Annotated in this window: 11 protein-coding genes and 5 tRNA genes; 6 read left to right on the top strand and 10 right to left on the bottom strand. The window is 44.9% G+C overall.

The window, feature by feature from the left end:
• Positions 1-2 precede the first annotated feature (2 nt).
• From JC606_RS05840 to JC606_RS05805, 8 genes are all read right to left on the bottom strand, one after another.
• Positions 3-980: an ABC transporter permease gene (locus JC606_RS05840; protein WP_061033080.1), complete on the bottom strand. Its 978-nt coding sequence runs from the start codon at positions 978-980 to the stop codon at positions 3-5.
• 178 nt (positions 981-1,158) lie between these two features.
• The gene (locus JC606_RS05835) at positions 1,159-2,712 is read right to left on the bottom strand and encodes an ABC transporter substrate-binding protein (RefSeq protein ID WP_198778206.1); all 1,554 of its coding nucleotides are present in this window, start codon (positions 2,710-2,712) and stop codon (positions 1,159-1,161) included.
• A 94-nt stretch (positions 2,713-2,806) separates the two neighbouring features.
• Positions 2,807-4,534 (bottom strand): dipeptide ABC transporter ATP-binding protein, encoded by a 1,728-nt coding sequence (locus JC606_RS05830; RefSeq protein ID WP_004740930.1) that lies wholly within the window; start codon positions 4,532-4,534, stop codon positions 2,807-2,809.
• A gap of 1,018 nt (positions 4,535-5,552) precedes the next feature.
• Positions 5,553-5,629: transfer RNA gene (locus JC606_RS05825), tRNA-Pro, on the bottom strand.
• A 10-nt stretch (positions 5,630-5,639) separates the two neighbouring features.
• Positions 5,640-5,715, bottom strand: a tRNA-His gene (locus tag JC606_RS05820).
• Positions 5,716-5,761: 46 nt separating this feature from the next.
• A tRNA-Pro gene (locus tag JC606_RS05815) sits at positions 5,762-5,838 on the bottom strand.
• Between the two features lie 76 nt (positions 5,839-5,914).
• Positions 5,915-5,990: transfer RNA gene (locus JC606_RS05810), tRNA-His, on the bottom strand.
• A gap of 50 nt (positions 5,991-6,040) precedes the next feature.
• Positions 6,041-6,117: transfer RNA gene (locus JC606_RS05805), tRNA-Arg, on the bottom strand.
• 299 nt (positions 6,118-6,416) lie between these two features.
• Between JC606_RS05805 and JC606_RS05800 the strand changes: the two genes are divergently transcribed.
• A complete protein-coding gene (locus JC606_RS05800; RefSeq protein WP_137408741.1) occupies positions 6,417-6,830 on the top strand; it encodes a c-type cytochrome in 414 nt (137 codons plus the stop codon).
• 97 nt (positions 6,831-6,927) lie between these two features.
• Here the strand turns inward: JC606_RS05800 and rep are convergent, their stop codons facing one another.
• Positions 6,928-8,946 carry a DNA helicase Rep gene (rep, locus tag JC606_RS05795; protein ID WP_186171417.1) on the bottom strand — a complete coding sequence of 673 codons (2,019 nt, stop codon included), beginning with the start codon at positions 8,944-8,946 and terminating at the stop codon, positions 6,928-6,930.
• A gap of 181 nt (positions 8,947-9,127) precedes the next feature.
• Between rep and JC606_RS05790 the strand changes: the two genes are divergently transcribed.
• From JC606_RS05790 to ubiK, 4 genes are all read left to right on the top strand, one after another.
• Positions 9,128-9,709, top strand: coding sequence for a TetR/AcrR family transcriptional regulator (locus JC606_RS05790; RefSeq protein WP_004740926.1), 582 nt, complete (start codon positions 9,128-9,130; stop codon positions 9,707-9,709).
• An 18-nt stretch (positions 9,710-9,727) separates the two neighbouring features.
• The gene (locus JC606_RS05785) at positions 9,728-10,834 is read left to right on the top strand and encodes an efflux RND transporter periplasmic adaptor subunit (RefSeq protein WP_137408739.1); all 1,107 of its coding nucleotides are present in this window, start codon (positions 9,728-9,730) and stop codon (positions 10,832-10,834) included.
• Between the two features lie 11 nt (positions 10,835-10,845).
• Positions 10,846-13,968 (top strand): multidrug efflux RND transporter permease subunit, encoded by a 3,123-nt coding sequence (locus JC606_RS05780; RefSeq protein ID WP_137408738.1) that lies wholly within the window; start codon positions 10,846-10,848, stop codon positions 13,966-13,968.
• Positions 13,969-14,087: 119 nt separating this feature from the next.
• Positions 14,088-14,339 (top strand): ubiquinone biosynthesis accessory factor UbiK, encoded by a 252-nt coding sequence (ubiK, locus tag JC606_RS05775; protein WP_137408737.1) that lies wholly within the window; start codon positions 14,088-14,090, stop codon positions 14,337-14,339.
• A gap of 235 nt (positions 14,340-14,574) precedes the next feature.
• Here ubiK and ilvC read toward each other — a convergent pair whose 3' ends face one another.
• Positions 14,575-16,059, bottom strand: coding sequence for a ketol-acid reductoisomerase (gene ilvC / locus JC606_RS05770; protein WP_008224071.1), 1,485 nt, complete (start codon positions 16,057-16,059; stop codon positions 14,575-14,577).
• 145 nt (positions 16,060-16,204) lie between these two features.
• Here ilvC and ilvY point away from each other — a divergent pair, with 145 nt between their 5' ends.
• Positions 16,205-17,095: an HTH-type transcriptional activator IlvY gene (gene ilvY, locus JC606_RS05765; RefSeq protein WP_137408736.1), complete on the top strand. Its 891-nt coding sequence runs from the start codon at positions 16,205-16,207 to the stop codon at positions 17,093-17,095.
• Positions 17,096-17,265: the final 170 nt, after the last annotated feature.

Below are 17,265 nucleotides of genomic sequence, written 5' to 3'. Positions count from 1 at the left end.
GATTATGCTCCTTTCCCTGTGATGTTCACTGTTGGGTTAATGATCCCGTATAGCAGGTCAACAATGGTGTTCGTTACTACGAAGATAAGACCAACGAAGATAACGTATGCGGTAATCAGTGGTGTATCCACTCGGTTAATCGCTTCAAGGAATAGGAAGCCGGTGCCCGGCCACTGGAATACGGTTTCAGTAAGAATTGTGTAAGCCACCATAGTACCAATCTGAACACCACCTACCGTTAGTACAGGTAGCATTGTGTTTTTCAGAGCATGCTGGTAGTAAATCTTGTTCAGTTCCAGACCTTTCGCTTTACCAAACTTGATGTACTCAGAGCTTAGCACTTCTAGCATCTCTGAACGAACTAGACGAATGAAAAGCGGTAGCATGATAGATGCAAGTGCGATACTTGGCAGAACTAAGTGTGCAAGGCCATCTAGCGTTAAGAAGCCAGACTCCCAGCCAAACCAGTTTGCCGTTTCACCACGGCCAAACGACGGTAGCCAGCCAAGTTCAATAGAGAAGACATACATCAGCATGATTGCCGTTAAGAAAACAGGCACAGAGATACCGATACTACTGCCCGCCATCACCAGCTTAGTGAAGAAACTTTTTGGGTGTATTGCTGAATAAACGCCTAGTGGAATCGACAGACAAACGATGATCAGAGAAGCGCCAAACACAAGTTCAAGCGTCGCCACCAGCTTATCTAAGATTACGTCCACTGCAGGGCGTTTAAAGAAATATGAAGTACCAAGATCACCTTGTAGAGCTGCGCCTACAAAGCGAGTGTATTTTGTAATGAAGGGATCATTTAAGCCGAGTTCATCACGCAGCGCTTGACGCTCCGATTCTGACACAGATTGACCGACTAACTCACGCAACGGGTCGCCCAGGTTATCCTGAATGGCAAACGCCACCAAACTGATCACAAACATCACTATCAGTGCCTGAAACAGGCGCTTGACCAGAAACGTAACCATTCCTTGCCCCTTATCTATCCATGATTATCTAATCAAAATCCGCGACCAGATAACAAAAATTCAGTCTTAAAAAAGGTATTTAGCCAGACTGAAGGAAGACCAAATACCTAAACTTAAATCTATTTCTTAATAGTTTGAGAGCCTGAAAGCTTCAGGCTCTCGATTCTCGCAAGCTAGGTTATTTTACAACTAGATCACCGAAGTAAGGGAAGTTCATGCCGTTGATAATTGGACCAATCTCAACGTTACTCTTAGCTGCCCATGAAGGGTCTTGCCAATGAAGTGGTACGAACGCAGCTTCATCGTATAGGACGGCTTCAACTTGCTTCAGCATCGCACTTCGTTTAACAAGATCCGTTTCTGAATTCGTTTCTAAAACTACTTTATCGATTTCAGAATTTGAGTAGTGGCCACAGTTATACTGACCTTTACCTGTAGCTTCATCACGAGTCATCGTGAGGAATTCAGAGAAGTTCGCAGAGTCTTCTGTATCAGGGTGCCAACCAATCATCATCATATCAGCAGCACACTTATCAAACTCAGGCCAATACTGCGCTTTAGGCATAGTTTTAAGATCAACTTTAATACCAATCTTAGATAGCATTGCCGCCGCTGCTTGCGCAATCTTAGCATCGTTCACATAACGATTATTTGGTGCCATCATAGTTAGCGTAAAGCCATCTTCATAGCCCGCTTCTTTCATCAGCTCTTTTGCTTTTTTAACATCATAGCGAGGTTTTAGTTCTTCGTTATAGCCAGCGTATCCCACAGGGCTCTGTTGCGCAGCTGCAGTAGCCGCACCTTTCATGATTTTTTTAACGATACCTTCGTTGTTAATCGCATAAACAATCGCTTGACGAACGCGCACATCTTTCAGTGCCTCATTACTGTTTTGGTTCATTTGAAAGGTAATAATACGCGTTCCAGGCATTGTATATAAATCAACACCATCAGCATTTTTAACTCGCTTGTAATCATTTGGTGCAACAGGCGCGATCATATCAACATCACCGGAAAGAATAGCAGCGACTCGCGTTGCATCTTCCTTAATTGGCACAAGCGTAAGCTTGTCGACATTACCTTTTGAAGCGCTATCCCAGTAATCAGCGAAACGTTCAAACTCAACCTTAACACCCTGTTCACGAGACTTGATGATAAAAGGCCCCGTTCCAGACTCATTGGTTGATGCAAAGGAGTTACCATGCTTAACCAACTCAGATTTGTCTTTTCCGTCTGCAGTTTTTCCAGAGTAGAACTTGCTGTCCATTGGGAAAATATAGGTCGCCACATTTTCGATCAATGGATACGTACCATCAGTCTTAACTTCAACGGTATAGTCATCTACCTTAGTCAAAGATACCAAAGGACCAAAGATGCCTTTGAAATCTGCCGAAGACTTCAAACGTTCGAAAGTCCAAACTACATCATCAGCTGTAAATGCATTTCCTGAGTGGAATTTGACTCCCTTACGAAGATTGAAGCGCATAGTCTCGTTATCAATTCGCTCCCAGCTTGTCGCTAGACGGCCTTCGAAGTCCATCTCTTGAGTGAAACGTACTAGAGGGTCAAATACCATGTGAGACATTTGCAGTGTACCACCAGACAGCTGCTCGTGCGGGTCAAGTGATACAGGGTCAGCTGCATAGCCAACGGTAATATCTGCTGCTGCTGCACTAAAGCTTAGGCCAGCTGCCATCAAAGCTACTGCTAATTTGCTTTTCATGGTTTTCATTGCATAACTCCTTCATGCGGGAATCCAGATCCCTAGTTGTTGTATTTGCGTCTGTTTATTGTTGTTAGCAAGCTAAACTCCAGCCTGCTGACTTTTATACCGCGGCTTGTGCCACTGCTTTTTCTTCTCTCAAACCTGTAAATTCAGGCATTAAAGAAATCAGTTGTTTGCTGTATTCATGCTGAGGTGATTGGAATAGCTGCTCTGTAGGCGCAACTTCCAATAGTGTCCCCATCTGCATCACGCCAACACGGTCACACATTTGGCGAATAACCGGTAAATCGTGACTAATGAACAGCATGGTTAGGTTTAACTCGTCTTGTAAGTCTTTTAGTAGGTTGAGGATTTGAGCCTGTACCGACACATCCAGTGCCGATGTTGGTTCATCACAAATCAAAAGACGTGGGCGAGTCGCCAAAGCGCGAGCGATAGAAATACGCTGACGTTGACCACCTGAGAATTCGTGTGGGTACTTCACCCCAGCCATTTTACCTAAACCAACGTGCTCTAGCAGGTCATTAACGATCTGACGAGTTTCGCTTTCGTTGCGAGTAAGCTTATGGAATCGAATAGGTTCAGCAATGATGTCGAATATCTTCATTCGAGGGTTCATTGATGTATAAGGGTTTTGGAAAACCATCTGCATTTGGCGACGCATAGGGCGACGCTCTTTTTCAGATTTCAGGCCAGTCAGGTCAACGCCTTCAAACGTTACCTTGCCCGAGTTTGGCGCGTACAAACCAGCAATTACACGAGCAATCGTTGATTTACCTGAGCCTGATTCACCCACCAAACCAAACGTCTCACCTTCATGCACCTCAAAGCTAACGTTGTTCGACGCTTGTACGTACTCACGGCGGCTCTCGAAGAACGAATCTTTAGTGGTGAAACGCAGGTTTACGTTTTCAACATTTAATAATGGGCCTGTGTAATCACGGTGATCTTGGCTTTGACCCAACCAGTGATTTTTCACATCAAGTGGTTCCATCTCGTGTGCTTCTTCGATGTAGCTCACTAGTGGGAAACGATCGAGTTTACGGTCTGAACGCGGAACCGCAGAGATCAAGCTGTGTGTGTATGGGTGTTCTGGCGTACCAAGCACTTTGGCAGTTGGGCCAAACTCAACTAAGTCACCACGATACATTACGGCTACACGATCGGTTACGTTAGATACCACACCCATGTCGTGCGTTACCAACATACAACCTACGTTTTTCTTAATACATAGATCGCGAATCAAACCTAAGATTTGGTCTTGGATAGACACATCCAGTGCGGTGGTTGGTTCATCTGCGATGATAAGGTCAGGCTCACCTGCCAATGCAATCGCTATAACCACACGCTGACGCATACCGCCAGAGAATTGGTGAGGATACTGTTTTAAGCGGTTTTCTGGCTGTGGGATACCAACTTGATTCATCAAGTCGAGGGAGCGTTCATAGGCTTCTTGATCAGAAACCTTCATGTTGGCGTGAATCGTTTCTTTTAACTGCTGTTCTACGGTGAATAGAGGGTTAAGAGACGTCATTGGATCTTGGAAGATAAAACCAATCTTTGAGCCGCGAACAGAACGCATCTGTTCAGGAGATAAGCCAGAGACTTTTTCGCCATCCAGAAATACCTCGCCGCTAGCAATGCGACCAGGAGGGCTCAACAGATCGATAACCGCGTTACCTACCGTTGACTTACCAGCACCAGATTCGCCTACAACACCAACAATCTCACCACGTTCAATATTGAACGAAAGCGATTTAACTGCGGCGTGAACTCCATGACGAGATGGGTATTCGATACGAAGATTTTTTACTTCTAAAAGTGACATTACCAGACCTCTACTGCTTTGGCAGCTTTCTGCCCTGTCTGCAAAATTGAATCCATTCTTACCAGAATATTGTTCTGATATTTTATACGATTGACAATTTGGCAAATAATTCACAGAAAATCAACAAAAATAGGATAAAAAGTCGACATTAAACGCTTAACAAGCAAAACCAACACATAACTATTCACCACAAAGGCATATAGTAAGAAAAAACAGCATTATACTAGTGGTAATAAACACTCACAAAACCCTTGCCACAACTTACTTGTAAAGCTAAAGCCATGGTTGAGAGCAGATCTCACTACCAATCATCAAAAACAAATAATTATTCCAAAAAACAATTAACACTATAGAAACATAATCTAATTTATCTATTTATATCAAACAGAACAACTAAATAGGGTTGTGTGAGCCATATTTACAACCATTAATATAGGTTAGGCAAATATGAGATAACAAAACAAGCAGATGGATAAATTAGTTGGAATTTTCGGCGATTTGAGAGGGGGAAAAATGCTAAATACGGACATTAATCGACAGTATTGGGGTTAGGTTTCATTTTTCGTAAAAGTCCTTAGATCAAACCTATCAATCTGTCGAATTTATTAGCCATTAAATTATATAAAATTAGATATAGATCGACCGGTTTAATGAATTGTGGTTTTGTGTGGAGAAGAGCAGTCACATTGAACGCGTGACACTTCGAAGAGGTTATTTTTCTTGTACCGCATTTATGGCACGGACGGCTAGTTAAGGCTATTTATAGTAGGTTCGATCGGGTTAGCTCTCAAGCCAACAGCCTTCTGGGCACAAATACTCTAAACACCAAACGAAAAAAGCCCCGTCATTTCTGACGCGGACGGCTAGTTGAGGCTTTCTTATAGTGGTCGGTGAAGAGGGAGGCGATGCGACTGGGCTTTCACCGGGCTGGCGATCCAGCCCCCGACACTCAGGTCTAAAGCCATCTATATTTCAGATGTAAAAAAGCCCCGTCATTTCTGACGAGGCTTTCTTATAGTGGTCGGTGAAGAGGGATTCGAACCCCCGACCCTCTGGTCCCAAACCAGATGCGCTACCAAGCTGCGCTATTCACCGACAAAATTAATGGGGTGGCTAACGAGATTCGAACTCGCGACCACCGGAATCACAATCCAGGGCTCTACCAACTGAGCTATAGCCACCACTAATCTTTTTGTATAACCGCTTAACAAGCGATTATTGAAATAGTGGTCGGTGAAGAGGGATTCGAACCCCCGACCCTCTGGTCCCAAACCAGATGCGCTACCAAGCTGCGCTATTCACCGACTAGTTTTGTATCGATTCTTGGGATAGTGAATCAACACTGGAAGCCTAAGCTACCGATAATTTGTAAAGAAAGAATGGGGTGGCTAACGAGATTCGAACTCGCGACCACCGGAATCACAATCCAGGGCTCTACCAACTGAGCTATAGCCACCATAATTTCTTTTTCTGCCAATTTCTCGCTTACCGAAGTAAGTGACCGGATGGCGCGCCTGAAAGGATTCGAACCTTCGGCCTTTGGCTCCGGAGGCCAACGCTCTATCCAGCTGAGCTACAGGCGCATGCCCTGTCGGCGGAGTGGAATAATACGTATATCACCCAATGCCGTCTAGTACTTTTTTAACTTTTTTTTCTGTTTGGTCTCTTTTTCGACAGTTAATATGTGATAAACCCCTTATTTGAGTACTACAACCCGCCACAGCTTATAAGTTGTTGTTTATTGCAACAACTTATCGGGATATAATCACCCATTATTTACATTGGTTTAACAGTTGCTCTTTACTGGTTAAAGCCAAAACACCCCCTCCAACACTATAATTTGGTAAGCATGTACTTACCTTGGGAATGTAAAGTGAGTTTAATGGATATGTCTCGTCGAATTTTAAGCGTTGTCATCGCAGTTTTAACCTTCTCAACTGGTGCAATGGCTTCAGGCCTAAGTAAAGCAGAGCAAGATGCAATTGCTGAGCGCATCAAACCAGTTGGTCAAGTATACCTAGTCGGCAGTGAGCCAGTAGCCGCTGAACCAACAGGCCCTCGTGATGGCGCAACAGTTTATGGTACCTTTTGTATAGCTTGTCACGCATCTGGCGTAAGTGGCGCACCTAAAACAGGTGATGCTGGTGACTGGGGTCCTCGTATTGCTCAAGGTCGCGATGTTCTGGCTGACCACGCAATCAACGGCTTCAACGCGATGCCAGCAAAAGGTTCATGTATGGACTGTTCAGACGACGAAATCAAAGATGCTATCGAGCACATGATTGCTGGTCTGTAATTTGCCGATCTATAGTTAAAAATGCCAAATTCAAAAAAGGTGACCATCAGGTCACCTTTTTTATTGTCTTCTATATAGTGCTATATAAAGCAGAACATTACTTCTTATTGAACATCGCTCGAATATTGGCAATGTGCGCCTGCCCTTTCTCCATTCGCTCTTCAGCAGACTGTGGCTTCTTCACGCTTTCCCATTCCACATCATCATGCGGCAATTCATCAAGAAAACGACTCTGTGTTGGCTTAATTAACTCACCAAACTGACGACGTTCACGACACTTAGTAAAAGTCAGCTCTTTCTGCGCTCGAGTAATACCCACATACATCAGGCGACGCTCTTCCTCAACGTTACCTTCATCAACACTGGTTTGGTGCGGCAAGATGCCCTCTTCTGTTCCCATCAAATACACATATGGGAACTCCAAGCCTTTCGATGCGTGTAGTGTCATTAACTGTACTTGGTCAGCATCGTCATCGTCTTCACCTCGTTCCATCATGTCGCGCAGGGTTAAGCGTTGCACGACCTCACGCAGCGTCTTCTCTTCTTTATCGTAATTATCACCTTCTAAATCGGCGACAATCCAGCTATAGAGATCAGAGACGTTCTTCATACGCATCTCTGCCGCTTTCGGGCTTGCTGAGGTTTCGTATAACCAATCTTCGTAGTTAATATCGCGAACCAAAGCACGAACCGCATCTACGGTATTGCCACGCTCTGCGTTATCTGAGATACGAACAATCCAATCCGTGAATCGACGCAGGTTCTCTAAGCCTCGGCCTGTTAGGGTTTGCTCTAAACCCATCTCAAAGCTGGCCTCAAACAAGCTCTTGCCACGCATGTTGGCGTAGCTACCTAACTTCTCTAGCGTAACCGGGCCTATCTCACGGCGTGGCGTGTTTACAATACGTAGGAAGGCGTTGTCATCATCAGGGTTCACCAACACACGCAAGTAAGCCATGATGTCTTTAATTTCCGCTCTAGCGAAGAACGAGGTACCGCCAGAGATCTTGTAAGGCACACGGTTCTGCATCAACGCTTTTTCAATTAAGCGCGATTGGTGGTTACCACGGTAAAGCACCGCGTAATCTTTATACTCAGTACGGTTCAAAAACTTGTGTGCGATGATCTCACCAGTAATACGCTCAGCCTCATGCTCCTCGTTCTTGGCATTCAATACCTTAAGCTTTTCGCCGTCTGGGATCTCAGAGAATAGAGACTTCTCATATACGTGCGGATTGTTGGCGATCAGGATGTTCGCTGCACGCAAGATTCGACTGGTTGAGCGGTAGTTTTGCTCCAGCTTAATTAAGCGAAGGTTTGGATAGTCCTCACCCAGCAACACTAAGTTTTGCGGTTTCGCACCACGCCATGAGTAAATAGATTGGTCATCGTCACCTACTACCGTCAAACGCCCACGCTCTCCAACCAGTAAGCGAACCAATTCGTACTGGCTAGTGTTGGTATCTTGGTATTCGTCCACAAGTAGATAACGAATACGCGACTGCCAACGTTCACGCACTTCTTGATTGGTTTTGAGTAATTGTACTGGCAGTGCAATCAAGTCATCAAAGTCGAGGGCGTTGTAGGCCTTCATCTGTTTTTGATACATCTCGAAGCAGAACGCAAATAGCTGCTCTTGCTCTCCTTGAGCGCGCGCTTTCGCCTGGTCTGGCGTCAGCATGTCATTCTTCCAATTCGAAATTGCACTCATCAATGCACGCAGTAAATCCTTGTCGCCATCGATTTGTCTTTCAGTTAGCTCTTTTAATAGGGCTAACTGGTCTTGGTCATCAAATAGAGAGAAGCCCGCTTTTAGGCCCAGCGCTTTGTACTCGCGACGAATAATGGTTAGGCCCATAGTATGGAACGTCGAAACGATAAGTCCTTTCGCTTCACCTTTACCTAAGGTTTGCCCAACACGCTCCTTCATCTCACGCGCAGCTTTATTGGTAAAGGTCACAGCCGCGATGTTACGCGCCTTGTAGCCACACTCCTGAACCAAATAAGCAATCTTATTGGTGATAACACGTGTTTTGCCTGATCCAGCGCCTGCTAATACTAAACAGGGTCCTGAAACATACTTCACGGCTTCATCTTGTCTGGGGTTCAGTTTCATTTGGTTCTCTATCTGTTTTTACAAGGTCAAATTAGTCGCGTGCCTATAGTAATGCTGCAACATCACGAATGCTACGTTCTCCTATTGAAGAATTTACATCATTCATACAAAAGGGGGTTACACATAAGTCTAGTTATTAGGCTATAATGAATGAACGTTCATTCGCTGGGGTGATAAGTATATGACAATTCATACACATAGGGACAAACGCCAGCAAATACTTTCTGCTGCAGAAAAACTGATTGCTGACGTCGGTTTTCAAGGTCTGTCGATGCAAAAGCTTGCAAAGGAAGCTGGAGTCGCTGCGGGGACGATATATCGCTACTTCGACGATAAAGAACACTTGATTGCTGATGTTTGTGTACTCGTAACTCAACGAGTAGCTGATGCTGTTCAAGAAGGCGTGAACGATTCAGATCCAATCAAGCAACGCTATAGAACCATGTGGCTTAACATCTGGAACTTAGCAGGAACGAACTTGGCTGCGATTAAAAATCGGGTCCAGTATGAGGCTCTACCCATCACAAATAGCCTAAACTTCAGGGAACTTGAACGGAAAATGTTTGACCAAGTTGAGCAGCTATTTAATGAGGGGAAAGAGCAAGGGTTGTTTAAACCGCTTCATAACGAAGTATTAAGCGGGTTGAGCTTAGCGGCTAGTGTTTCTCTAGCGCGAAAGCATTCTTTAGGATTTTACCAAATGGATGAGGCAGCATTAGAAGCAGCAATAGAAGCCAGTTGGGACGCAATAATTACACACTAGATCGGAGTTTTGACCATAATGAAAAAGTGGACTTTCTTCATGTTACTCATCGCTGTATTACTTTTCGGCAGCGTTATTGGGTTTAACATGTTCAAGCAACAAAAAATAGCGGAATACTTGGCAAATCGCCCTGAACCAGAGTTTCCTGTCACCGTTACTGAAGTTCAGCCGATCGACTGGGTTCCGGTGATTGAAGCTATCGGCTTCATCGAACCAAACCAAGGTGTCACTCTAGCGAATGAAACCAGTGGTGTAATCGACCAAATTTCTTTCGAATCAGGCACTGAAGTTAAAAGCGGTCAGCAACTTGTTCGTTTAGATTCTGATGTTGAGAAAGCGAATTTGAAAAGTTCTGAAGCGCGCTTACCTGCTGCAAAAGCGAAGTACAAGCGTTACCAAGGCCTATTCAAAAAAGGGTCTATCTCTAAGGAAGCTTATGACGAAGCAGAAGCAAACTACTTCTCTCTTTCGGCTGATATTGAGAGCTTAAAAGCGTCTATCGATCGTCGTGAAATTCGCGCACCATTCGATGGCACCGTTGGTATCCGTAACGTTTACCTAGGCCAGTACCTACAATCAGGTACAGATATCGTTCGTCTAGAAGACACCAGTGTAATGCGCCTACGCTTCACAGTATCTCAAACTGACATCTCTCGCATCAGTGTGGGTCAAGCGGTTGATATCTTCGTTGACGCTTACCCTGAAATCCCATTTGAAGGATCAATCAGTGCTATTGAGCCAGCAGTAAGCGTACAAAGCGGTCTTATTCAAGTTCAAGCAGACATTCCAAACAATGATGGCAAGCTTCGTAGCGGTATGTTTGCTCGCGCTAACATCATTCTGCCTAAACTAGAGAACCAAGTAACCCTGCCTCAAACAGCGATTACTTTCACTCTATACGGTGACAATGTTTACATCCTGAATGAAGAAGACGGTGTTCAACGCGTTACTCAACATGTTGTAAAAGTTGGTGAACGTACCGCTGATATCGCACACATCCTTGAAGGTGTGAAAGTTGGCGATACCGTTGTGACTTCTGGCCAAGTACGTCTAAGTAACGGTGCCAAAGTTAAGGTTGTGGAAAGTGATGCAATCACACCACCAACTGAAACACCTAAGCTGTAACTGGAGGCATAATGCGCTTTACTGATGTTTTTATTAAACGTCCAGTTCTAGCGGTATCCATCAGCTTTTTGATTGCTCTGCTTGGCTTACAAGCAATCTTCAAAATGCAGGTGCGTGAATACCCTGAAATGACGAATACCGTCGTAACCGTGACCACGAGTTACTACGGGGCAAGTGCCGATCTTATTCAAGGCTTTATCACCCAGCCCCTCGAACAGGCTGTGGCACAAGCGGATAACATCGATTATATGACTTCATCTTCTGTACTCGGTAGCTCTACGATTACCGTTAACATGAAGTTGAACACCGACCCGAATGCAGCGCTATCTGACATACTGGCCAAGACAAACTCGGTTCGTTCTCAGCTTCCAAAAGAAGCGGAAGATCCAACCGTAACCATGTCGACCGGTTCAACAACGGCGGTACTCTACATTGGTTTTACTGGTGATGAGTTGGTTTCGAGCCAAATTACCGATTATCTAGAGCGTGTAATCAACCCGCAGCTATTTACGGTAAACGGTGTATCGAAAGTCGACTTAATCGGTGGTATGAAATACGCACTACGCGTGTGGCTAGACCCGTCAAAAATGGCTGCCGTTGATCTAACGGCTAGCGATGTGATGTCGGTACTGAATGCCAACAACTACCAATCGGCAACCGGTCAAGCAACGGGTGAGTTCGTTCTCTACAACGGCAGTTCTGATACCCAAGTATCTAACGTTGAAGAGCTAGAGAATCTTGTAGTACGAAGCGGTGAAGGCGAAATCATCCGTCTATCTGACATTGCTAAGGTTTCTCTAGAGAAAAGCCACGATGTGTACCGTGCAAGTGCGAACGGTCAGGAAGCGGTTGTTGCAGCGATTAACGCGGCACCAAGTGCTAACCCGATCAACATTGCAGCCGATGTTCTTGAGCTTCTTCCTCAGCTAGAGAAGAACCTACCAAGCAACATCTCAATGAACGTAATGTATGACTCAACGATTGCGATTAACGAATCGATTCAAGAGGTTATCAAGACCATCCTTGAAGCAGCATTAATCGTACTGGTTGTAATTACCTTGTTCCTAGGTTCGTTCCGTGCGGTACTGATCCCTATCGTTACTATCCCACTGTCTTTGATTGGTGTAGCAATGGTAATGCAGGCAATGGGCTTCTCTTGGAACCTGATGACGCTACTGGCAATGGTACTCGCCATCGGCCTGGTAGTAGATGATGCGATCGTCGTGCTAGAGAACGTCGACCGACATATCAAGCTCGGGGAATCCCCTTTCCGTGCTGCAATCATCGGTACTCGTGAAATTGCGGTACCCGTTATTGCAATGACATTAACGCTAGGCGCGGTATACGCTCCGATCGCGATGATGGGTGGTATCACAGGCTCACTATTTAAAGAGTTTGCTTTAACCCTAGCGGGTTCAGTATTTGTATCCGGTATCGTGGCATTAACGCTGTCGCCAATGATGTGTTCAAAAATGCTGAAAGCTCATGCAGAGCCAAGCAAGTTTGAAAAAAAGGTACATAGCGTACTGGATGGTATAACTAACCGTTACGAGCGTATGCTTGGTGCGGTAATGAACCATCGCCCGGTATTCATTGGTTTTGCGGTTATCGTATTTGCCAGCTTACCGATGCTGTTTAAGTTTATCCCAAGTGAGTTAGCACCTTCTGAAGATAAAGGTGTGGTCGTGCTAATGGGTACAGCACCATCAAACGCAAACTTAGACTTCATGCAAAATACCATGAGCGACGTAAACACGATTCTGTCTGATCAGCCAGAAGTGGCGTATGCACAGGTGTTTACTGGTATGCCAAATGCAAACCAAGCGTTTGGTATCGCATCTATGGTTCCATGGGGTGAGCGTAAGGAAAGCCAGTCAGCAGTGACTAATCGCGTAGGTGAGCTAGTAAAAGACGTACCAGGAATGTCAGTAACGGCGTTCCAAATGCCTGAACTTCCAGGTGCCGGTTCAGGCCTTCCAATTCAGTTTGTTATTACAACACCAAACAGTTTTGAGAGCTTGTTCCAAATCACTACTGACATCTTGGCTGATGTAGCATCGAACCCACTGTTCGTTTACTCAGATCTTGATCTGAACTACGATTCAGCAACGATGAAAGTACACATCGATAAAGACAAAGCAGGCGCATACGGTGTGACCATGCAAGATATTGGTATCACACTTGGTACAATGATGTCTGATGGCTACGTAAACCGTATCGACTTAAACGGTCGTTCTTATGAGGTTATCCCTCAGGTAGAGCGTAAGTTCCGTTTGAACCCTGAATCGATGAATAACTACTACGTTCGTGCTGCAGATGGCAGAGCGGTGCCACTGGGCAGTTTAATTACGATTGATGTTGTGGCAGAGCCTCGCTCTCTTCCTCACTTCAACCAATTGAACTCAGCAACGATTGGTGCAGTACCAGCCCCGGGCGCAGCCATGGGTGATGCGATTGCGTGGTTTGAAGATACGGCAACGAACAAGCTACCAAGTGGCTACAACCACGATTACATGGGTGAAGCACGTCAATACGTAACAGAAGGTAGCGCACTTTACGCAACCTTTGGTTTGGCGCTAGCAATCATCTTCTTAGTACTGGCGATTCAGTTCGAATCTCTAAAAGATCCATTGGTTATCATGGTATCTGTACCACTGGCGATTTGTGGTGCCTTAATTGCTCTAGCTTGGGGCGCGGCAACGATGAACATCTACTCACAAGTAGGTTTGATCACGCTGGTCGGTCTGATTACCAAGCACGGTATCTTGATCTGTGAGGTTGCAAAAGAAGAACAGCTGCATCACCACAAAACTCGTATTGAAGCGGTAATGGAAGCGGCGAAAGTTCGTCTTCGTCCAATCCTGATGACAACGGCAGCTATGATCGCGGGCCTAATCCCACTAATGTACGCAAGTGGTGCGGGTGCAGCTCAGCGTTTTAGTATCGGTATTGTAATCGTTGCAGGTCTAGCGATTGGTACTATCTTTACGCTGTTTGTACTGCCAGTGATTTACAGCTACCTAGCTGAAAAACACAAACCTCTTCCTGTATTTGTTGAAGACAAAGATCTAGAAAAACTAGCTCGCGTCGATGAAGCAAAAGCAGCACACAGAGAATTAGCAGACAACAAGTAATCGCTGAGTCGTAAAATAATTAAAAAGGCTACTTCGGTGGCCTTTTTTTATACGCGATAGGCGACATCTTAGATGTGATTAAATAGAATAGTGATAAATAGTCAGGAGTTTTAATCGATATGTTTGATCCAAAAAAACTAGAGCAAATTGCTAAGCAGATCCACGACTCTATGCCTCAGCCAGTGAAAGAACTAGGTTCAGACGTAGACCAGAAAGTTCGCCAAGTTATCCAAGGCCAGCTAAACAAACTAGATGTTGTAAGCCGTGAAGAGTTTGATGTTCAAACTCAAGTACTACTGCGCACTCGTCAAAAGCTGACTGAAATGGAACAAAAGCTTGCAAAGCTAGAAGCTAAGCTTGCAGACAAGTAAGCACTCAAGCGAGCAAAGATAAGAGGGCTGACGTGAAAACGTCAGCCCTTTTTTATGCACTCGAGTTTTTCGATCTAGACTCCTAACAACACTCCGAGTCGCGATACATCTTTCCCAATAAACAAAAAGGCTTGGTCAACGGCGACCAAGCCTTTTAATTAGATGTTGTGTTTTTTATTTATGACTCCAGTTTTTGGAGCTCTTTAAATTTGTTCGATGTTATCGAGTTAAGAGATTAGCCACCTACTGCGATGCGCTTCATGTCGCTCATGTAGCTACGTAGCTCTTCACCGATGTACTCAACTGGGTGGTTACGGATAGCTTCGTTAACTTCGATTAGTTTAGCGTTATCTACTTGGTTAGATACTTCACCTAGACCACGACCGATTACGTCTGTTGCTACTGAAGGCATGAACTTCTCACGTAGTAGTGGTGTTGCAACGTTAGCGAACAGGTAGTTACCGTATTCAGCAGTATCAGAGATTACAACGTTCATTTCGTATAGGCGCTTACGAGCAACCGTGTTCGCGATTAGTGGAAGCTCATGTAGAGACTCGTAGTATGCAGACTCATCGATGATGCCAGATGCTGTCATTGCTTCGAACGCTAGCTCAACACCTGCACGAACCATAGCAACAAGTAGGATGCCGTTATCGAAGTACTCTTGCTCAGAGATTTCTACATCAGAAGCTGGGTAATTTTCGAATGCTGTTTCGCCTGTCTCTTCGCGCCAGCCTAGTAGGTTCGCATCGTCGTTCGCCCAGTCAGCCATCATAGTGCTAGAGAATTCGCCTTGGATGATGTCGTCCATGTGCTTGTTGTAAAGCGGACGCATTAGGTCTTTTAGCTCTTCAGAAAGCTCAAATGCTTTGATTTTAGCTGGGTTAGATAGACGGTCCATCATGTGAGTTACGCCACCAAACTTAAGCGCTTCAGTGATCGTTTCCCAACCGTATTGTAGAAGCTTACCTGCATAGCTTGGGTCGATACCATCAGCAACCATCTTCTCGTAAGATACGATAGAACCAGCTTGTAGCATGCCACAAAGGATTGTTTGCTCACCCATAAGGTCAGATTTAACTTCAGCAACGAAAGAAGACTCTAGACAACCTGCGCGGTGACCACCTGTACCAGCAGCCCAAGCTTTAGCGATATCCCAACCTTCACCCTTAGGGTCATTCTCTGGGTGAACAGCGATTAGTGTTGGAACACCAAAACCACGCTTGTACTCTTCACGTACTTCAGTACCTGGACACTTAGGTGCAACCATTACAACGGTTAGGTCTTTACGGATTTGCATGCCCTCTTCAACTACGTTGAAGCCGTGTGAGTAACCTAATGCAGCGCCTTCTTTCATTAGAGGCATTACTGTTTCAACTACGTTAGTGTGTTGTTTGTCTGGAGTTAGGTTGATTACTAGATCCGCTTCAGGAATCAGCTTCTCGTAGCTATCTACTTCAAATCCGTTCTCTTTTGCGTTTTTGTAAGACTGACGTTGCTCGTCAATCGCCGCCTGACGTAGAGCGTAAGCCACGTTTAGGCCTGAATCACGCATGTTTAGACCTTGGTTAAGGCCTTGAGCACCACAACCAACAATTACGATTTTCTTGCCTTCAAGGTATTCAGCTTCTGTCGCAAATTCTTCACGATCCATGAAGCGGCAACGACCTAGTTGGTCTAGTTGTTCACGAAGGTTTAATGTATTGAAATAGTTAGCCATTTGAGGCACTCCTTTAAAAATAAGTCCGTAAGGTCGATATCTCTCTATCGAATGACTTCATACTAAAACAGACATTCCGTTGCTGAAAGTGATATATTCACAATTAGTTATTGCAATAAATGCAACATGGAAACGATCACAGAACATGAACATAAAATCTCTACAATTATTTATACATTTATGTGATAGCAAGAGTTTCAGCAAAACCGCTGCAGCCATGCATGTCAGCCCTTCTGCACTGAGCCGTCAGATACAAAAGCTTGAGGAAGAAACAGGACAGGAACTGCTTATCAGGGACAACCGCAGCGTTGATCTCACTCCGGCAGGAAAACACCTATTGCCAGTAGCGTTGAGTATTGTTGGAGAGTGGCAGCAATATAACCTTCACCTAAAAGGCGGTGAACAAGAGTTAAAGGGGGAGATCAGGATATTTTGCTCCGTGACTGCAAGCTATAGCCATCTTCCTGAGCTAATTACCGAATTCAGAGCCATTCACCCATATATCGAGTTCAAGCTTTCTACAGGCGACCCTGCTCAGTCTATCGATAAGATATTAAATGACGAAGCAGACATCGCGATTTCAGCGAAACCAGACATCCTCCCTTCAAGGTTAGAGTTCGAAACCATTAGTGATATACCACTATCTGTCATCATCCCATCTGGTGTCAGTAGCTTTACTCAACAACTGCAATCCGACAAGCCAAACTGGAATGAAGTGCCTTTTATCATCCCTGAAGCGGGTACAGCGCGTGAACGAGCCAATGCATGGTTTAAAAAGATGAAGATAAAACCCAACATATACGCGCAAGTTTCTGGCCATGAGGCGATTGTAAGTATGGTGGCACTAGGGTGTGGACTTGGCATCGCACCTGATGTGGTCATAAACAACAGTCCAGTAAGAGATAAGGTTAGCCGCTTAAAGATAGAGCCCATCAAGCCATTTGAGTTAGGCGTATGTTGTAAGCGAGCACAGCTAGATAACCCTCTAATTCGAGCGTTCTGGAAAGTCGCAGAAGGTAAGTATTTGGCTGACTAGTTGTCACGGCTTTCAATACTAAGAAGGGAAGAGCACGTTAGTGCTCTTCCCTTTTTTATTTATATATCGCAGATAAGAGAAAAGCCCGCTGATTTCTCAGCGGGCTTTTCTAATGGTGGTGGAGGGATAGGGATTTGAACCCTAGAACCGCTATTAACGGTTGCCGGTTT

It is taken from the genome of Vibrio sp. IB15 (genome assembly GCF_016406055.1).
Classification (GTDB): Bacteria; Pseudomonadota; Gammaproteobacteria; order Enterobacterales; family Vibrionaceae; genus Vibrio; species Vibrio chagasii.
Note: the sequence above shows the minus strand (reverse complement) of the source record. Positions and strands in the feature narration are given on the sequence as shown.

What these genes read in the sequence shown, in the direction of transcription:
- JC606_RS05830 (WP_004740930.1), bottom strand. Translation starts at nt 4,534, where the DNA reads ATGTCACTTTTAGAAGTAAAAAATCTTCGTATCGAATACCCATCTCGT.
- ubiK (WP_137408737.1), top strand. Translation starts at nt 14,088, where the DNA reads ATGTTTGATCCAAAAAAACTAGAGCAAATTGCTAAGCAGATCCACGAC.
- ilvC (WP_008224071.1), bottom strand. Translation starts at nt 16,059, where the DNA reads ATGGCTAACTATTTCAATACATTAAACCTTCGTGAACAACTAGACCAA.
- JC606_RS05780 (WP_137408738.1), top strand. Translation starts at nt 10,846, where the DNA reads ATGCGCTTTACTGATGTTTTTATTAAACGTCCAGTTCTAGCGGTATCC.
- JC606_RS05785 (WP_137408739.1), top strand. Translation starts at nt 9,728, where the DNA reads ATGAAAAAGTGGACTTTCTTCATGTTACTCATCGCTGTATTACTTTTC.
- ilvY (WP_137408736.1), top strand. Translation starts at nt 16,205, where the DNA reads ATGAACATAAAATCTCTACAATTATTTATACATTTATGTGATAGCAAG.
- JC606_RS05790 (WP_004740926.1), top strand. Translation starts at nt 9,128, where the DNA reads ATGACAATTCATACACATAGGGACAAACGCCAGCAAATACTTTCTGCT.
- rep (WP_186171417.1), bottom strand. Translation starts at nt 8,946, where the DNA reads ATGAAACTGAACCCCAGACAAGATGAAGCCGTGAAGTATGTTTCAGGA.
- JC606_RS05840 (WP_061033080.1), bottom strand. Translation starts at nt 980, where the DNA reads ATGGTTACGTTTCTGGTCAAGCGCCTGTTTCAGGCACTGATAGTGATG.
- JC606_RS05835 (WP_198778206.1), bottom strand. Translation starts at nt 2,712, where the DNA reads ATGAAAACCATGAAAAGCAAATTAGCAGTAGCTTTGATGGCAGCTGGC.
- JC606_RS05800 (WP_137408741.1), top strand. Translation starts at nt 6,417, where the DNA reads ATGGATATGTCTCGTCGAATTTTAAGCGTTGTCATCGCAGTTTTAACC.